This is a genomic window from Thioalkalivibrio sp. AKL10, from assembly GCF_000381845.1.
GTDB lineage: Bacteria > Pseudomonadota > Gammaproteobacteria > Ectothiorhodospirales > Ectothiorhodospiraceae > Thioalkalivibrio > Thioalkalivibrio versutus.
This window is the reverse complement of sequence record NZ_KB907145.1, coordinates 255,974-271,297: the sequence shown is the minus strand read 5'-3', so window position 1 is coordinate 271,297 and position 15,324 is coordinate 255,974. Positions and strand designations below refer to the sequence as shown.

Annotated in this window: 10 protein-coding genes; 5 read left to right on the top strand and 5 right to left on the bottom strand. The window is 67.1% G+C overall.

The window, feature by feature from the left end; genetic code table 11:
* Positions 1-19: 19 nt before the first annotated feature.
* Positions 20-1,396, top strand: coding sequence for a nucleoside recognition domain-containing protein (locus G333_RS0112315; protein WP_019628584.1), 1,377 nt, complete (start codon positions 20-22; stop codon positions 1,394-1,396).
* 46 nt (positions 1,397-1,442) lie between these two features.
* Here G333_RS0112315 and G333_RS0112310 read toward each other — a convergent pair whose 3' ends face one another.
* The 5 genes from G333_RS0112310 to G333_RS0112290 all read right to left on the bottom strand — a co-directional run bounded on the left by G333_RS0112310 (position 1,443) and on the right by G333_RS0112290 (position 10,325).
* Positions 1,443-5,234, bottom strand: a complete 3,792-nt coding sequence (locus tag G333_RS0112310) for a PAS domain-containing protein (RefSeq protein WP_019628583.1) — start codon at positions 5,232-5,234, stop codon at positions 1,443-1,445.
* 28 nt (positions 5,235-5,262) lie between these two features.
* A complete protein-coding gene (locus G333_RS0112305; protein WP_018176042.1) occupies positions 5,263-5,469 on the bottom strand; it encodes a hypothetical protein in 207 nt (68 codons plus the stop codon).
* A 42-nt stretch (positions 5,470-5,511) separates the two neighbouring features.
* Complete coding sequence (locus G333_RS0112300; protein WP_018143900.1) at positions 5,512-5,730, bottom strand: hypothetical protein; 219 nt, start codon at positions 5,728-5,730, stop codon at positions 5,512-5,514.
* Between the two features lie 267 nt (positions 5,731-5,997).
* On the bottom strand, positions 5,998-9,303 hold the full coding sequence (locus G333_RS0112295) for an efflux RND transporter permease subunit (protein ID WP_018951074.1): 3,306 nt from the start codon (positions 9,301-9,303) through the stop codon (positions 5,998-6,000).
* Entirely contained in the window at positions 9,300-10,325 is a 1,026-nt protein-coding gene (locus G333_RS0112290; RefSeq protein ID WP_019563469.1) for an efflux RND transporter periplasmic adaptor subunit, read from the bottom strand. The genes G333_RS0112295 and G333_RS0112290 overlap by 4 nt, the downstream gene beginning before the upstream one ends.
* A 286-nt stretch (positions 10,326-10,611) precedes the next feature.
* On the opposite strand from G333_RS0112290, the gene G333_RS0112285 reads away from it, so the two are divergent.
* The 4 genes from G333_RS0112285 to G333_RS0112270 all read left to right on the top strand — a co-directional run bounded on the left by G333_RS0112285 (position 10,612) and on the right by G333_RS0112270 (position 15,318).
* On the top strand, positions 10,612-10,953 hold the full coding sequence (locus tag G333_RS0112285) for a phenylpyruvate tautomerase MIF-related protein (RefSeq protein ID WP_018649775.1): 342 nt from the start codon (positions 10,612-10,614) through the stop codon (positions 10,951-10,953).
* A 34-nt stretch (positions 10,954-10,987) separates the two neighbouring features.
* Positions 10,988-12,700, top strand: a complete 1,713-nt coding sequence (locus tag G333_RS0112280) for a proline--tRNA ligase (protein ID WP_018938749.1) — start codon at positions 10,988-10,990, stop codon at positions 12,698-12,700.
* 72 nt (positions 12,701-12,772) lie between these two features.
* Positions 12,773-14,635, top strand: coding sequence for an SLC13 family permease (locus G333_RS0112275; RefSeq protein ID WP_026287980.1), 1,863 nt, complete (start codon positions 12,773-12,775; stop codon positions 14,633-14,635).
* A 68-nt stretch (positions 14,636-14,703) separates the two neighbouring features.
* On the top strand, positions 14,704-15,318 hold the full coding sequence (locus tag G333_RS0112270; protein ID WP_019563472.1) for a hypothetical protein: 615 nt from the start codon (positions 14,704-14,706) through the stop codon (positions 15,316-15,318).
* Positions 15,319-15,324 lie beyond the last annotated feature (6 nt).

Genomic DNA, 15,324 nt, shown 5'->3' with positions numbered 1-15,324 from the left:
CCGTGGCACACTGCACCGCATGAACCTGATCTTTCTCGCGCTGATCGTGATCGCCGTGGCGACGGCCGCGATCCGCGAGATCCGCTCCACCGATCCCGACGAACAACCGATGCAGGCCCTGTCCGAGGGCGCGATCGAGGCCGCCGGTTCCGCGGTGGAGCTGGCGCTGGGGTTGGTCGGGGTGATGGCCCTGTTCCTGGGCCTGATGAAGATCGCCGAGGCCGGTGGCCTGCTCACCGTACTGGCGCGGCTACTGCGGCCACTGATGGTGCGCCTGTTCCCGTCGGTGCCGCCCGAACACCCGGCGATGGGCGCGATGATCCTGAATTTCTCCGCGAACATCCTGGGTCTTGGCAACGCCGCCACGCCGTTCGGCATCCGCGCGATGCAGGAGCTGGAGAAGCTCAACCCGCACCCGGGCACCGCGACCAACGCGATGGCGCTGTTCCTGGCGATCAACACCTCCAGCATCACGCTGCTGCCCACCGGCGTGATCGCCCTGCGCGCCTCGCTGGGTTCCGAGGCCCCGGCCGCGATCCTGCCGACCACGCTGTTCGCGACCCTGTTCGCGACCATCGCCGGCATCGCCAGCGCGCTGATCCTGCAGCGCTACTTCCTGCCACCCCCGGCGACTCGCAGCATTGATCCGGACCAGACGTCCGCGGATGGCGCGAGCGAGCTGGACGACACCATGCGCGAGGCCGGCCGGGAGGCGACCGCCGAGCCGACCCAGGACGCCGACCCGACAGCGGACACGGCCAACCAGCAACCGATGAACATCGAGGTCCCCACCGAGGGCTATCCCGCGTGGGTCTCGCTGACCGTGCTGGCCGGAGTGCTCGCAATCATCCCGCTGACCATCCTCTACGGCCAGGCGATCGCGCCGTGGATCATCCCCGGGCTGGTGGTCGGCTTCCTGTCCTACGGCGTCATGCGCGGCGTACCGGTCTACGAGGTGTTCGTGGAGGGGGCGAAGGAGGGTTTCAATGTCGCGCTGCGCATCATCCCCTACTTGGTCGCGATCCTGGTCGCGGTGGGCATGCTGCGCGAGAGCGGGGCACTGGGGATGTTTGTCGGGCTGGTCGGGCCGTTGACCACGCCGTTTGGCCTGCCGGCCGAGGCGCTGCCGATGGCGCTGCTGCGCCCGCTGTCCGGCTCCGGCGCCTACGGCATCATGGCCGGCATCATGCAGGATCCGGCCACCGGGCCGGACACGCATGTCGGCATCCTGGTCTCGACCCTGCAGGGCTCGACCGAGACCACATTCTACGTGCTCGCCGTGTACTTCGGCGCGATCGGCATCAAGCGCGTGCGCCACACCCTGGCCGCCGCGCTGACGGCGGATGCCGTCGCGGTGATCGCGGCGGTGACAATCGTCGGCTTCCTCTTCCTGTAGGACGACGTGCGCGACGACGGCGTGCGCGACGCACCCCCTCGCGGGGTCAGCCGTCCGGGCGACTCGCGCGGCAGTGATCCAGCGCCCGCAGGAGGTCACTCGCACCGATCGGCTTGGTCAACAGGTCGTTGAAACCGGCCTGTTCGGCCCGCTGGCGCGTGGCATCCGTGGCATCGGCGGTCACCGCAATCACCGGGATCGCGGCCAGCTCCGGCTCGGCCCGCAACGCGCGCAGCACCTGAAACCCATCCATCACCGGCAGGTTCAGGTCCAGCAGGATCAGCTCGGGCGGATCCCGCAGGGCCATGTCGAGTCCCTCGGCGGCGGATTCCGCCATGCGGCAGTCGGCCGCGCCCTGCTGTTTGAGCATCTCGCGCATCAGACGCTGGTTGGCATCGTGGTCCTCAATGCAGAGCACGCGGCAGTCGCCCGGCGCGCCGGAGCCGCCGGGCAGTGCCGCATCGTCCCCGGTGCCGGACGGCATCCGGTCACGGGCCCGGGGCAGACGGAACCAGAAGGTACTGCCCTCCCCCGGCACGCTGTCGACCCCGATCTCGCCTCCCATCAGGTCGACCAGATTGCGGGTAACCGCAAGCCCGACACCGCTGCCCTCGATCCCTTGCTCCTCCGCCGCCAGCCGTTCGAACGGCTGGAACAACCGCCGGCACTGCTCCGCGTTCAGCCCCGGCCCGCTGTCGTGGATGGCGATCCGCACATCGGCCTCTGACGGCTCGCAGCTCACGCGTACGCTTCCGCCTGGCCGGTTGTACTTGATCGCGTTGGAGAGCAAGTTCAGGAGCACCTGCTTCAGACGCCGCGGATCGGCCTCCAGCATGACTTCGGGCAACTGATCCGGCTCCAGATCCACCCGATACTCGCGCGCCACAGGCGCAAGCAACGAAAGGCAGTCCTCCAGCACCGGACCCGGCGCCACCGGCTCCGGATCGACCTGCATGCGACCGGCCTCGATCCGGGCCAGGTCCAGGATCTCGTTGATCAGGTCCAGCAGGTGCCGGCCCGCGCGCGTGATCTCCTCCAGGTGGCCACGCTGGTGTCCATCCAGCGCCGGATCGCTCTCCAGCAACTGGGCAAAGCCGAGAACGGCATTCATCGGCGTGCGCAGTTCGTGGCTCATGTTGGAAAGGAAGTCGGATTTGGCGCGGTTGGCCGCCTCGGCCGTCTCGCGGGCCCGATGGAGCTCCGAGCGACGGCGCAATTCGTCGGTAAAATCACTGAAGATGTTGAAGCCGTATTGCGGCTCCCCGCGGGCATCGCGCACCACGCCGATCGTGCTGGCCGTAATAAACACGGCCCCGTTGGCACAGCGCTGGGGCAGCTTGCCCGTCCAGGCCCCGCCCTCGGCCAGCACCTGGTCGATCTCTTGCTCCTCCTTTTTGTTCTCCGCCGGGATGATCCCCAGCTCGTGGAAATCCCGGCCCAGCAACTCCTCCGAACGGTAGCCCAGCATCTCCAGAGCAGCCAGATTGACGTAGACGAAGCGGCCTTCGCGATCCACCACTTCGATCCCCTGTTCGGAGGCTTCGAAGATGCGCTGGAACAACGCCAGGTGTTCCTGCGCCTGGTGCAGCTCGGTGATGTCCTGCAAGCTTCCGCCGACGTGCGTCAATCGGCCGTCGCTATCGAAGCGTCCGCTCGCGATCATGTGGACAAAGCGGATGCGTCCGCCGGGCAGCTCCACCCGGTGGTTGATCTCGTGGTGCCGACTCTCGCCGACGCCAGCCAGGAAGCTCTCGACCTGATGGCGGTCCTCCGGGTGAACCAGGTTCAGGTAGTCGTCACGTTCGAGCGGCGCGTCTTCGGCATCCAGCTCGAAGATCTCGCGGAGCACCCGGGACCAGGTGATCCGCCCATCAAGCGCATCCATCTCCCAGTTGCCGATACGCGCGAGCCGTTGCGACTCCAGCAGGCGGGTGGACAGGTCGGACAGCGCCAGCTCGGAATTCTTGCGCTTGGTGATGTCCTGCATCACGCCCAGCATGTACAGGATCTCGCCGTCCTGGCCGCGCACCACGTCGCCACGTTCCAGCAGCCAGTGTTCCGACCCGTCCGGCCACATCACCCGGTGTTCCAGCTCGAGGTAGGAACCGCGGCGTAGACTGCTGGCGATGGCGGTGCGTACCCGGGCGCGATCATCGGGATGCACGGCATCCAAGAAATTGGAGACCGTCGGCTCCAGCCCGCCCTCGGGATAGCCCAGAAGCGGCGGGATGCGCTCCGACCAGCCCAGCGCCTCGCGGTTCGGCGCCCACTCCCAGGTCCCCATGTTGGCGAAGATCTGGCTCGAGCGCAGGCGGTGTTCCTGATGCTTCACGTGGGTGATCTCGGTGCGAATCGACACGTACTGGTAGGGACGACCGTTGCTTCCGAGATACGGGACGATGGTGGTCTCCACCCAGTACAGCGATCCACTGCGCGCCCGGTTGCACACCTCGCCCCGCCAGATCTGGCCGGCGGCAATGGTCTCCCACAAGTCGGCGTAGAACTCCGGCGGATGTTGCCCGGACTTCAGGATCCGGTGGTTGCACCCCATAAGCTCGGACACGGCGTAGCCGCTCACCCGCGCGAACCGCTCGTTGGCGTAGATGATATTGCCGGCGATATCGGCGATGCTGACCAGGGAGTGCTCGTTGACCGCCACGTGCTCGCGCTCGCGCTCGTACAGCGCATCCCGATAGGCCTGGCTGACCCCGTCAATCTGGCGCATCTGGCGCGCCCGCGCGGTGATGGTTGCCGCGACTCGCGCCGGCTCCACCGGCTTCAGGAACACCCCGGCAACCCCTGGATGCAACGTCATCAGGTGATTGATCCGACTGGGATCCTCGGTCAACAGAAGCAGCGGGATCGCGCCACCATTGTCCCGGGTGCGCAGCAACGCGACAAACGACTCCACCGGTTCGGCTAGCCCCTGCAGATCCAGGACGACCACATCCGCGCCGGCCTCGCGCAGATGACGTCGGACGACCTCCGGATCGGAGGCGGTGGCTACACCCAGACCGGCGCCAGTCAGGTACGACTCGAGGCCGCCGTCGGCCGCATCATTCTTGACCAGCAGCACGCGGTAGTCCGAATCGACGATCAGGCCGCCGATCTGTATCAACTGCTCGATCAGGGTGTCCGTGGCCAGCGGATGATCGAGACAACGCGCCACGCCTTGGCGCACGCATTCGAGTCGCGCCCCGGAACTCCAGCTGCGCGCAACAGCCAGCACCGGCAGACCGCTACCCAACGCGGCCCCCAAGCCGGGCAACCCGCCACCGTCCGTGGCCACGGTATCGGCGCACAGCACCACGGCGGATAAAGGGGCGTCCTCAGGGGCACTATCGGTCCCAGTGCCACCCATTTCACCCCGCGTCACGCGAAAGCCCTGCTCGTCGAGCATGCGAGCGATCTCGTCGCCGGCCTCGCCACCGTCGTCGATCAGGCACACCCGCGTTTCGGCCGGGCGCCCGCCCAAGGGCTGCATGCGGGCCTGCGCGACCGGACGCGCACGCTGCCGGTAGGCCTCAACACTCATCGCGAGGCGCCGAACCCCGGCATGGATCAGGTCGCGATCCGGCCCGGCCGGGGCACGACGAACGCCGGCCAGGGCGGCACACAGCGATTCAGCCACCGCGCGAATCAACCCGATATCGAAAATCTGGGCGGCCTGCGCCAGGGTCTGGGCCTCGCGGTACAGCGTGGTCAGCCGGTCGCCATCCTGGGCCGAACCGTCGAGGGCCCGGGACAGCCGCTCCAGTTCCGCAACCCGCTGGGCCAGGGACTCGAGAAACTCGCCCCGCAAACGCGCCAGCCCCGGCGATGCCGGGGCCGGGTTCACGGCCGTTGGCTGTAACGAATGCAACGGGTCAGTTCGGCGGGCCGCCCGGGTTGATGTCCTTGTCTTTCACGATGAAGTAGACCCCGATGGCGGCCAGCCCCATCCACATGAGCAGCGCGAACACCCCGAGGACCTCCCAGAGCGTTACGAAGAAAAACAGCATGATGGCGGCAGCACCAAGGAAGATATTGCCGATCACGAAATTGGACGGCCGGCGGGATTCATTGTCGGGCATGGACGGCTCCGGTGCAGGCGCCTGGAGCGACGCCAGTGAACGCTACTGTTTCTTGTAGGGGGTAAAGTCGAATTCCCCGGCGGTCATGTCGTCCCACAGATCGCTCTGCAGTACGGCCAGCAGCTTGAACAGCTTGCGCAGTTCGGGGTCCTCCATGAAGCGCTGGTCCTCGCTGGCTTTCAGCACCTCGACCAGGGTGGCGCACTGCTCACGGCTGATCCCGAGGACATTCAGGCCGTTCTCTCCCATCTCGACATCCATCGAGCGACTCCCATTCGGTTAGATGGCGCCGATTGTAGCCGGTCGCGCACCGATGGCGAAAACGCCGGACTCCAGCCACGTCATTGCGAGGCCCCGAAGGGGCCGTGGCACAAAAGTGCGAAGCGCGTTGAACGGCCGCAGGCCGGCCCGAAGGGCGAGCGCAGCGAGTAATCTCCCAACGAAACCCCCGACGTCCGACCGGGCTGACGTCGGGGCCGCCCACGGAGATCGCCACGTCGCTGCGCTCCTCGCGATGACCGGTTTGGCTTAGGCCGTCTGGGCGCGGATCAGGTCGACCCGGGTGCGCACGTACAGGTAGTACAGCACCGGGATGATCACCAGCGTCAGCAGCGTGGAGACGAACACGCCGAAGATCAGCGAGATTGCCAGGCCGGAGAAGATCGGGTCGTCCAGGATGAACCCGGCCCCGACCATCGCCGCCAGGCCGGTCAGCACGATTGGCTTGGCGCGCACCGCGCCGGCGTGCACCACCGCCTCGATCACATCCACGCCGCGGCGAATCTCCTCGTTGATGAAGTCCACCAGCAGGATGGAGTTGCGCACGATGATCCCGGCCAGCGCGATCATCCCGATCATCGAGGTTGCGGTGAACTTGGCGTCCATGAAGAAGGCATCCATGAAGGCATGCCCCGGCATCACCCCGATTACGGTCAGCGGGATCGGCGCCATGATGATCAGCGGCACCATGTACGAGCGGAACTGCGCCACCACCAGCAGGTAGATCAGGAGCAGCCCCACCGAGTAGGCGATCCCCATGTCGCGGAAGGTCTCGTAGGTCACCTGCCACTCGCCATCCCACTTCAGCGAGAAGTTGTAGGGATTGTCCGGCTGACTGATAAACAGCTGCTCCAGCGGCTCGTCGTAGGCCATGGGCTGGTCGCGCAGGCCGAAGAACATGTCGAACATGCCGTACAGCGGGCTATCCAGCCCACCGGCCAGGTCGCCCATCACGTAGACCACCGGCAGCAGGTTCTTGTGGTGGATCGAGTGCTCGAGACTCGAGTCGACGACGTTGACGACCTCGGACAGCGGCACCAGCGTGCCGTCGCGCGAGCGCACCTTGAGCCCGAGCACCGGGTCCAGGCTGCCCTTCTCGGCCTGCTCGAACTCCAGGCGCACGGGCACCGCGTACTTTACGTTGGAGCCATAGAGGTAGGTCACGTCCTCACCCGACAGGGCGGTCTCGATCGCCTGCACCACCGCCTGCTGCGACACGCCCAAGCGCGCGGCGCGTTCGCGGTCGACCTGCAGGATCTTCTTCTGCCCCGGATACTCGACCGAATCATCGATATCGGTAAGGCCTTCGGTGTTTTCGAAACGCTCGCGCACCTGCCGGGCGATCTCGATCTGGCCGTCGTAGTCCGGTCCGTAGATCTCGGCGACGATCGGCGACATCACCGGCGGTCCCGGCGGGACCTCGACCACCTTGACCGCCGCGCCATGGCGATCGGCGATCGCGTTGATCGCCTCGCGCACGCCCAGGGCCACCGCGTGGCTCTTGCGATCGCGCTCGTAGGAATCGACCAGGTTCACCTGAATGTCGCCGACGTGCGAGCCCTCGCGCAGGTAGTACTGACGCACCAGGCCGTTGAAGTTGATCGGCGCCGCGGTGCCCGCGTAGGTCTGCACGTTGTGCACCTCGGGGACCGTCTTCAGGTAGTCCCCCATCTCCGCCAGCACGCGGGAGGTGCGTTCCAGGCTGGTCCCTTCCGGCATGTCCAGCACCACCTGGAACTCCGACTTGTCGTCGAACGGCAGCATCTTCATGACCACCAGCTGGAAGTACGCCAGCGACACCGAGGCCAGAATCAGCACCAGGGTGCCCACCCACAGCGCCAGGCGGTTGACCTTCTTGCGTCCGCCAGTACCAAGGAAGGGCAGCAGCAGGGTGTTGAAGAGCTTCATCAGCCCGGCCGAGGCGCTCTCGCCCTCCGCGCCATGACCACCACTGGCCGGCGCGGCATGCTCATGCTTCTCGGCCTGGCGACGCAGGACCTTGTAGGTCAGCCAGGGCGTGACTACGTAGGCCACCGCCAGCGAGATGATCATCCCCATCGAGGCGTTGATCGGGATCGGGCTCATGTACGGGCCCATCAGGCCGGTCACGAAGGCCATCGGCAACAGTGCCGCAATCACCGCAAAGGTCGCGAGGATCGTCGGTCCGCCCACCTCGTCCACCGCGAGCGGAATCGCCTCGATGAACTTCTTGCCGCCCTTGGCCATGTGCCGGTGGATGTTCTCGACCACGACGATGGCGTCATCCACCAGTATCCCGATGGAGAAGATCAGCGCGAACAGCGACACCCGGTTAAGTGTGAAGCCGTAGGCCCAGGAGGCAAACAGCGTGATCGCCAGGGTGATCACCACCGCCACGCCAACGATAAACGCCTCGCGCCAGCCCAGCGCGATCCACACCAGGATGACCACCGAGGCGGTTGCCAGGATCAGCTTCTGGATCAGCGTGTTGGCCTTGTCGTCCGCGGTCTGGCCGTAATTGCGGGTAATGGTCGTCTCGATGCCGTCCGGGATGTAGGTCCCGCGCAACTGCTCCAGCCGCTCGACCAGGGCATCGGCGATATCCGGGGCATTGGTCCCCGGCTGCTTCGCGATCGCCACCGTGACCGCCGGATGGCTATCACCCAGGCGCGCGCGATCCCCCGCGGCGGCGCCATGGGCAAAGCGCACATGCTCGGTGGCATAGGCCGGACCCTGTACCACCTCGGCAACATCCGACAGGTAGACCGGGCGATCCTCGTGCATCCCGACCACCAGGCTGGCGAACGCCTCGGGCTCGGTGATGAAGTCGCCGGCCTGGATCAGGATTTCCTCGTCGTCCTGGTACAGCCGGCCAGCATCGCGCGAGAAGTTCGAGGCCTGAAGGCTGTCGCGCAGGTCGTCCACCGACAGGTTGTGGGCCGCCAGGGTCTCCGGCTTGAAGCGCACATGCACCACGTGATCCGGCCCACCGACGGTGTAGATGTCGCGGGTGCCCGGCACCCGCTTGAGCTCGGCCTCGATGCCGTGCGCCACGCGCAGCAGGTCATGCCCGCCGCGCTCGGGGTCCTCGGTCCACAGGGTCACGTTGACGATCGGCACGTCGTCGATCCCCATCGGCTTGATGATCGGCTCGCCGACCCCCAGCCCCTGGGGCAACCAGTCCTGGTTGGAGAACACCTGGTTGTACAGGCGCACCAGGGCCGCGGTGCGATCCTCGCCGACCTCGAACTGGATGGTGATCTGCGCCATGTTCGGGCGCGAGGTCGAATAGATGTCGTCGATGCCCTCGATCTCCGAGAGCACCTGTTCGGCCGGCGTGGCCACCAGCTGGGCCACCTCCTGCGCGCTCGCCCCCGGGAACGGGATGAACACATCGGCCATGGTCACGTTGATCTGCGGCTCTTCCTCGCGCGGCGTGACCAGGATCGCGAACAACCCCAGCAGCAGACCGATCAGGGCCAGCAGCGGGGTGATCTGGGTAGTCAGGAAGGCCTTGGCAATGCGCCCGGAGATCCCCATGCGCTCGGACGCCCCCTCCGTGCCGGCATCGCTCATCGGTTCACCTGCTGATGTTCCTTCAGATAGATCTGCGCATGCACCGGATCCAGCGCCACGCGTTCATCGTCGTCCAGACCGCCGAGGATCTCGATCATGCCGTCATGCTGGCGCCCGACCCGCACCTGGCGGAACGCGACCCGATCGTCCTCATCGACGACGTACACGGCAATAACCTCGCTGCGATAGACCACGGCCTCCACCGGCACCAGCAGGCGTTCAACGTCCTCCACCACGAAGGCGGTCTTCACGAACATGCCGGGGAACAGGCCCAGGTCCTGCTGCTCCGGCAGGTTCACGCGAATCCGGAAGGTGGAGCTGGCCGGGTCGGCATAGGGGAAGATAGTCAGGCTCTCGGCCGCCACCCGGTCCCCGTTCAGCAGGACCTCGGCACTGCGCCGCTCGCGCACGTTGTGGATCAGGCGCTGCGGCACATCCACGGCAACGCGCAACTGATCCAGGCTGATCCCGGACAGCAGCGGTGAACCCGGGCTGACCGATTCGCCGACCTCGACATGACGCTCGGTGACGATCCCGGAATACGGCGCATACACCTCGGTGTAGCCGAGCTGCTCGCGGGCCTCCTCGACCCGACCTTCGGCCGAGCGCAGGCGGGCACGCGCCGAACCCAGCGCGGCCTCGGCGCGGTCGAACTCGGAGCGCGAGACCACCCCCCGCTCGAACACATCCTCAATCCGGTCGAACTCCGAACGCGCCTCGTTGAAGCGGGCGCGGGCGTCGGCCAGATCGCCCTCTGCCTGGCTCACACGAGCCTGCTGCTCGGTATCGCTGACCCGAACCAGGAGCTCGTCGACCTCGACGAAGTCATCCACGTCCGCGTAGATCTCGCGGATGCGCCCGGACGTCTGGGCGGAGATCGTGGACCGCTGCACCGCCTCGACGCGGCCATCCAGGATGCGTTCCTGGGCAATCGTCTGGCGTTCCGCGGTGGCCGTGTCGAACGGCAGCTCTGCCTGGGCCGCAAACGGCAACAGCAGCAGGGCCCACAGGGTGTGGCGCATCCGGATTCGTGTCATGGGGTCTTTCCTTGCTTGGTGAGGTCGCCGGGGATGGGCCGTCTCGCACTCGTCCCGGCTCCATATATTAGCTTTTTCTAATTTATTATTTCCTGATGCTGAACGCAATCCGGGCGCATCCTCCCGCGACCGGTCCGCTCCCTCGCAGCGAGTATAGCCACCCTGACAAGGGTTTCACCCACCCCGGCGACTCGCCGGGACGCTGCAGCGCACCCGCGCTCCCCGTATCATGGCGACCGATCCGGGAACCACACAAGATCTGGAAGACGCCATGCCGCTGCTGCGAGTCGAGACCAATACCGCCCTGCCGGACGATGCCACCGGCCTCAGCCAGCGCCTGTCCGCGCAGGTCGCCGACTGGCTGGGCAAGCCCGAGGGCTACGTGATGGTGGCCTGCACGCATAACCCGGCCATGTGCTTTGGCGGCAGTACCGATGCGCTCGCCTACTGCGAGCTCAAGAGCATCGGCCTGCCCGAGGGCCTGACCCGCGAGCTGTCGCGCAAGCTGTGCGACGCCCTGCAGGCTGAGCTGGGTATCGAACCCGCCCGCGTCTATATCGAATTCGCCGATGCCCCGCGCCACTTCTGGGGCACCAACGGCACCACGTTCTGAACCCTTTCCAGCCATCAACCACGGACTGCCCCCGATGCGCGTCTCGCAATTCCCGCTGAACACCCTGAAGGAAACCCCGGCCGACGCCGAGATCATCTCCCACCAGCTGATGCTGCGCGCCGGCTACATCCGCCGGCTGGCCTCCGGGCTGTACACCTGGCTGCCACTGGGGCTGCGCGTGCTGCGCCGGGTCGAGGGCATCGTGCGCGAGGAAATGAACCGCGCCGGGGCGCTGGAGGTGCTGATGCCGGCGGTGCAGCCCGCCGAGCTGTGGCAGGAATCCGGGCGCTGGGACTTCTACGGCGCCGAGCTGCTGCGCCTGAAGGACCGCCACGACCGCGACTTCTGCTTCGGCCCGACCCACGAGGAGGTCATCACGGACCTGGTACGCCGCGAGGTCCGCAGCTACCGCCAGCTGCCGATCAACTACTACCAGATCCAGACCAAGTTCCGCGACGAGCGCCGCCCGCGCTTCGGGATCATGCGCGCGCGCGAGTTCCTGATGAAGGACGCCTACTCGTTCCACATCGACGGCGACTCGCTGGCCGAGACCTACCGCCAGATGCACGCCGCCTACACCCGCATCTTCGAACGCTGCGGGCTGGACTTCCGCGCGGTGGAGGCCGACACCGGCGCCATCGGCGGCAATGCGTCGCACGAATTTCACGTCCTCGCCAGCTCCGGCGAGGACGCCATCGCCTTCTCCCCGGCCGGCTTCGCCGCCAACGTCGAACTGGCCCCCTGCCCTCAGCCGGACCCGGCCCCGGCACCCGGCACGGAGATGGCGAAGATCGCCACACCCGACGTGCACACCATCGACGAGCTGGCGGGGTTCCTGAACATCCCGACCGAGCAGACGGTAAAGACCCTGGTGGTCGCCGCCTCCGAAGAGATCGACGCCGACCTGGTCGCCATCGTGCTGCGCGGCGACCACGAACTGAACGCGGTCAAGGCCGAGAAGCACCCCTGGATCGCCGAACCGCTGCGCATGGCCGAGGCGGCCGAGATCCGCACCGCATTCGGCGCCGACCCCGGCTCGCTGGGCCCGGTGGGCAGCCCGATCCCGGTGCTGGCCGACCAGGCGATGCTGGGCATGGCCGACTTCGTGGTCGGCGCCAACGAAGACGGCCATCACCTGACCGGCGTGAACTGGGGCCGCGACCTGCCGCAACCGGAGAGCGCGGACCTGCGCAACATCACCGAGGGCGAACCGGCCCCCGACGGCTCCGGTCCCATCGAAATCCGTCGCGGCATCGAGGTCGGCCACATCTTCCAGCTGGGCGACAAGTACAGCCAGGCCCTGGGCGCCCGCGTGCTGGACGAGGACGGCCGCGAACAGGTCGTGACCATGGGCTGCTATGGCATCGGCGTCTCGCGCGTCGTGGCGGCGGCCATCGAGCAGAACTCCGACGAGCGCGGCATCTGCTGGCCCACCGCCATCGCGCCCTTCGATATCGCGCTGTGCCCGATCGGCGCGAAGAAATCCCAGCGCGTGCGCGAGGCAGCGGAGAAGCTCCACGACGACCTGCAGGCAGCCGGCTTCGAGGTCCTGCTGGACGACCGCGGACAGCGCCCCGGCGTGATGTTCGCCGACATGGAGCTGATCGGCATCCCGCACCGCATCGTCATTGGCGAACGCGGCCTGGACGCCGGCGAACTCGAGTACCAGGACCGCCGCGCCCCCGAGGCCGAACACCTGCCGCTCGACAACCTGATCGACACCCTGCGCGAACGCCTGCGGGGATGAGGCACGCGCTTTGTCTGCGGTTCATGATGTGCTGATCCGAAACGCCGCCACGCGCGGCAAGCGCCGGGTGCAATGGAACACATAGCGTTCACGCTGGAGATGGGGATCGTGTTCGGCCTGCTGGGGCTGACGATCCTGCTGTTCGTGACCGAGGTGATCCGGATCGACCTCGCGGCGCTGAGTGTGCTGTTCCTGCTGGGGATGGTCGCGCTGGTGCCGGGGGTCGCGCCGATCGTCGAGGGCGAGGCGCTCTTCTCCGGCTTTGCCTCGAACGCGGTCATCGCGATCATCGCGGTGATGATCATCGGCACGGGGCTGGACCGCTCCGGAGTGATGAACCGCCTGGCGGACCTGATCCTGCGGTTTGGTGGGAAGACGGAACGCCGGGTGATGGCGACCACCTCGGGCGCCGTGGGCATCGTGACCAGCTTCATGCAGAACATCGGCGCGGCCGCGCTGTTCATGCCGGTGATCAATCGCATTGGTGCTGCCGCCCGCATCCCGCGCTCGCGCCTGCTGATGCCGATGGGTTTTGCCGCGATCGTCGGGGGCACACTCACACTGGTCGCCTCCAGCCCGTTGATCCTGCTCAACGACCTGCTACCCGGGGATGTCGAGGGATTTGGCCTCTTCGACGTGACGCCCATCGGGCTGGCCCTGCTGGCCACCCTGATCCTGTACTTCGCGGTGCTCGGGAAATGGGTTCTGCCCGCTCGCGATCCGCAGACGGAAGACCCGGACGAGAGCCGGGTGCAGACCACTTCCGCCTGGTTCCGCGAGGTCTATGGCATGGACTTCGGCGTGCGCGAGGCGCGCCTGGGCGAGGACAGCTCGCTGGCCGGACGCACGGTGGGCGACTTCGAAGCGGCCTTTGGCGTACACGTCGTCGGCGTGACCAGCGATGACGAGACCCGCATCGAGCCCAACCGCGACGTGGAACTGAAGCACGGGGCGCACCTGGCCATCCTCGGACCGGTCACCACCATCGAGAAGACCTGCGACAGTACCGGGACCGTCCTCAAGGACGAGCTGGATGTGTTTGCGCGCGTGCTGTCGGCCCGCCATGGCGGGATCGCCGAGGTCATCGTGCCGCCCGGCTCGGAGCTGATCGGACAGACCGTGCGCGACAAGGGCATGCGCCGCACCTACGGCATCTCGGTCCTGCGCATCCAGCGCGGCGACGACCTGATCATCGAAGAGGTCCCGGACACCCCGCTGAAGGCCGGTGACACGCTGGTGGTGCATACCCCATGGGAGCACCTGCAGGCGCTGGAGGACAACCGCGACTTCGTGGTGGTGACCAGCCGCTATCCGCGGCGCAAGCAGGAGGCCTCGAAGACCCACCGGCCGCTGGCTGCGCTCGGGTCGCTCGCGCTGGGGCTGGGGCTCGTGCTGTTCACCGACCTGCCGCTGGCGCTGGCCCTGCTGGGCGGCGCACTGGGGATGATTTTCAGCGGCGTCATCAGCATGGACGAGGCCTATCGCGGCATCAGCTGGAAGACGGTGTTTCTGCTGGCCTCGCTGATCCCGCTGGGGCTTGCGGTGGAGAACTCCGGCGCCGGGGAGTGGATCGCGACCAACGGCATGCAGCAGCTGGAGGGGATGCCGGTCTGGGTATTGCAGGTCGCGGTCTTTTTGTTGACCACCTTCTTCACGCTGGTGATGTCGAATGTGGGCGCCACCGTGCTGCTGGTGCCGCTGGCGGTCAGCTTCGCGAGCGTCGCCCAGGGCATGGGCATCGACGCCGATCCGCGGGTCTTTGCACTGATCGTCGCGATCGCCGCCTCCAACTCGTTCATCCTGCCCACCCACCAGGTCAACGCCCTGATCATGGACCCCGGCGGCTACCGCGTGGCCGACTACCTGCGCGCCGGCTCCCTGATGACCGTGCTCTTCATGGTCGTCTCACTGCTCGTGATCAACCTGATCTTCTGAGCCCGGTTCAGCCCCGATACAGCCTGAACGGAGAGACTGGCGGCAGCGCCCCTGCACCGGAACCCGATATGGCCGAAACCTTTCATCGAATACTCCCCTTGGCAGCCGCATCCATGGTGCTGCTTCTGGCCGCCTGCAGCCCGCGGATCTACGGGGTAAGCGAGGAACAGTGGGACACGATGGGCGAGGCCGAGCGTGTCGAGGCCATCCGCGCCTGGGAATCGGTGCAGAAGGCGCGCGAGGCGCGCCTGCAGGCGGAGGCCGAGCAGGAGGCGGCCCTGGCGGCCGAACGGGCGGCGCAGGTCGCCGCGATCCGCAGCGGCGATGCGGGACTGCCGGGGGACCTGATCCGCGTCAGCCTGCGCGGCGGGACCCTGCGCATCGGCGGTCGCGAACGGGCGCTGGAGCCGACAAGCTTTACCCTTGCCAGTGGCGAGACCCGCAGCGTCGAGGTCCACGCCGAGCGCTATCGCAGCGAGCTCGACGTCGCCTATGAAGACGGCCTCTTGCTGATCGACCTGCCGCGCCATTCCCGCACCGGGGCCGCACGCGTCGCCTGGGACGGCGACTGGATGCAGGGGGCCGAGTCCCGCATTCGTTCGGACGGGCCACACCGGCTGCGCGACGTGCGTGCCTTCGTCCAGGTCATTCCGCCACCGGGCCGCCCGCTGCGGCGCTACTGACGCGCC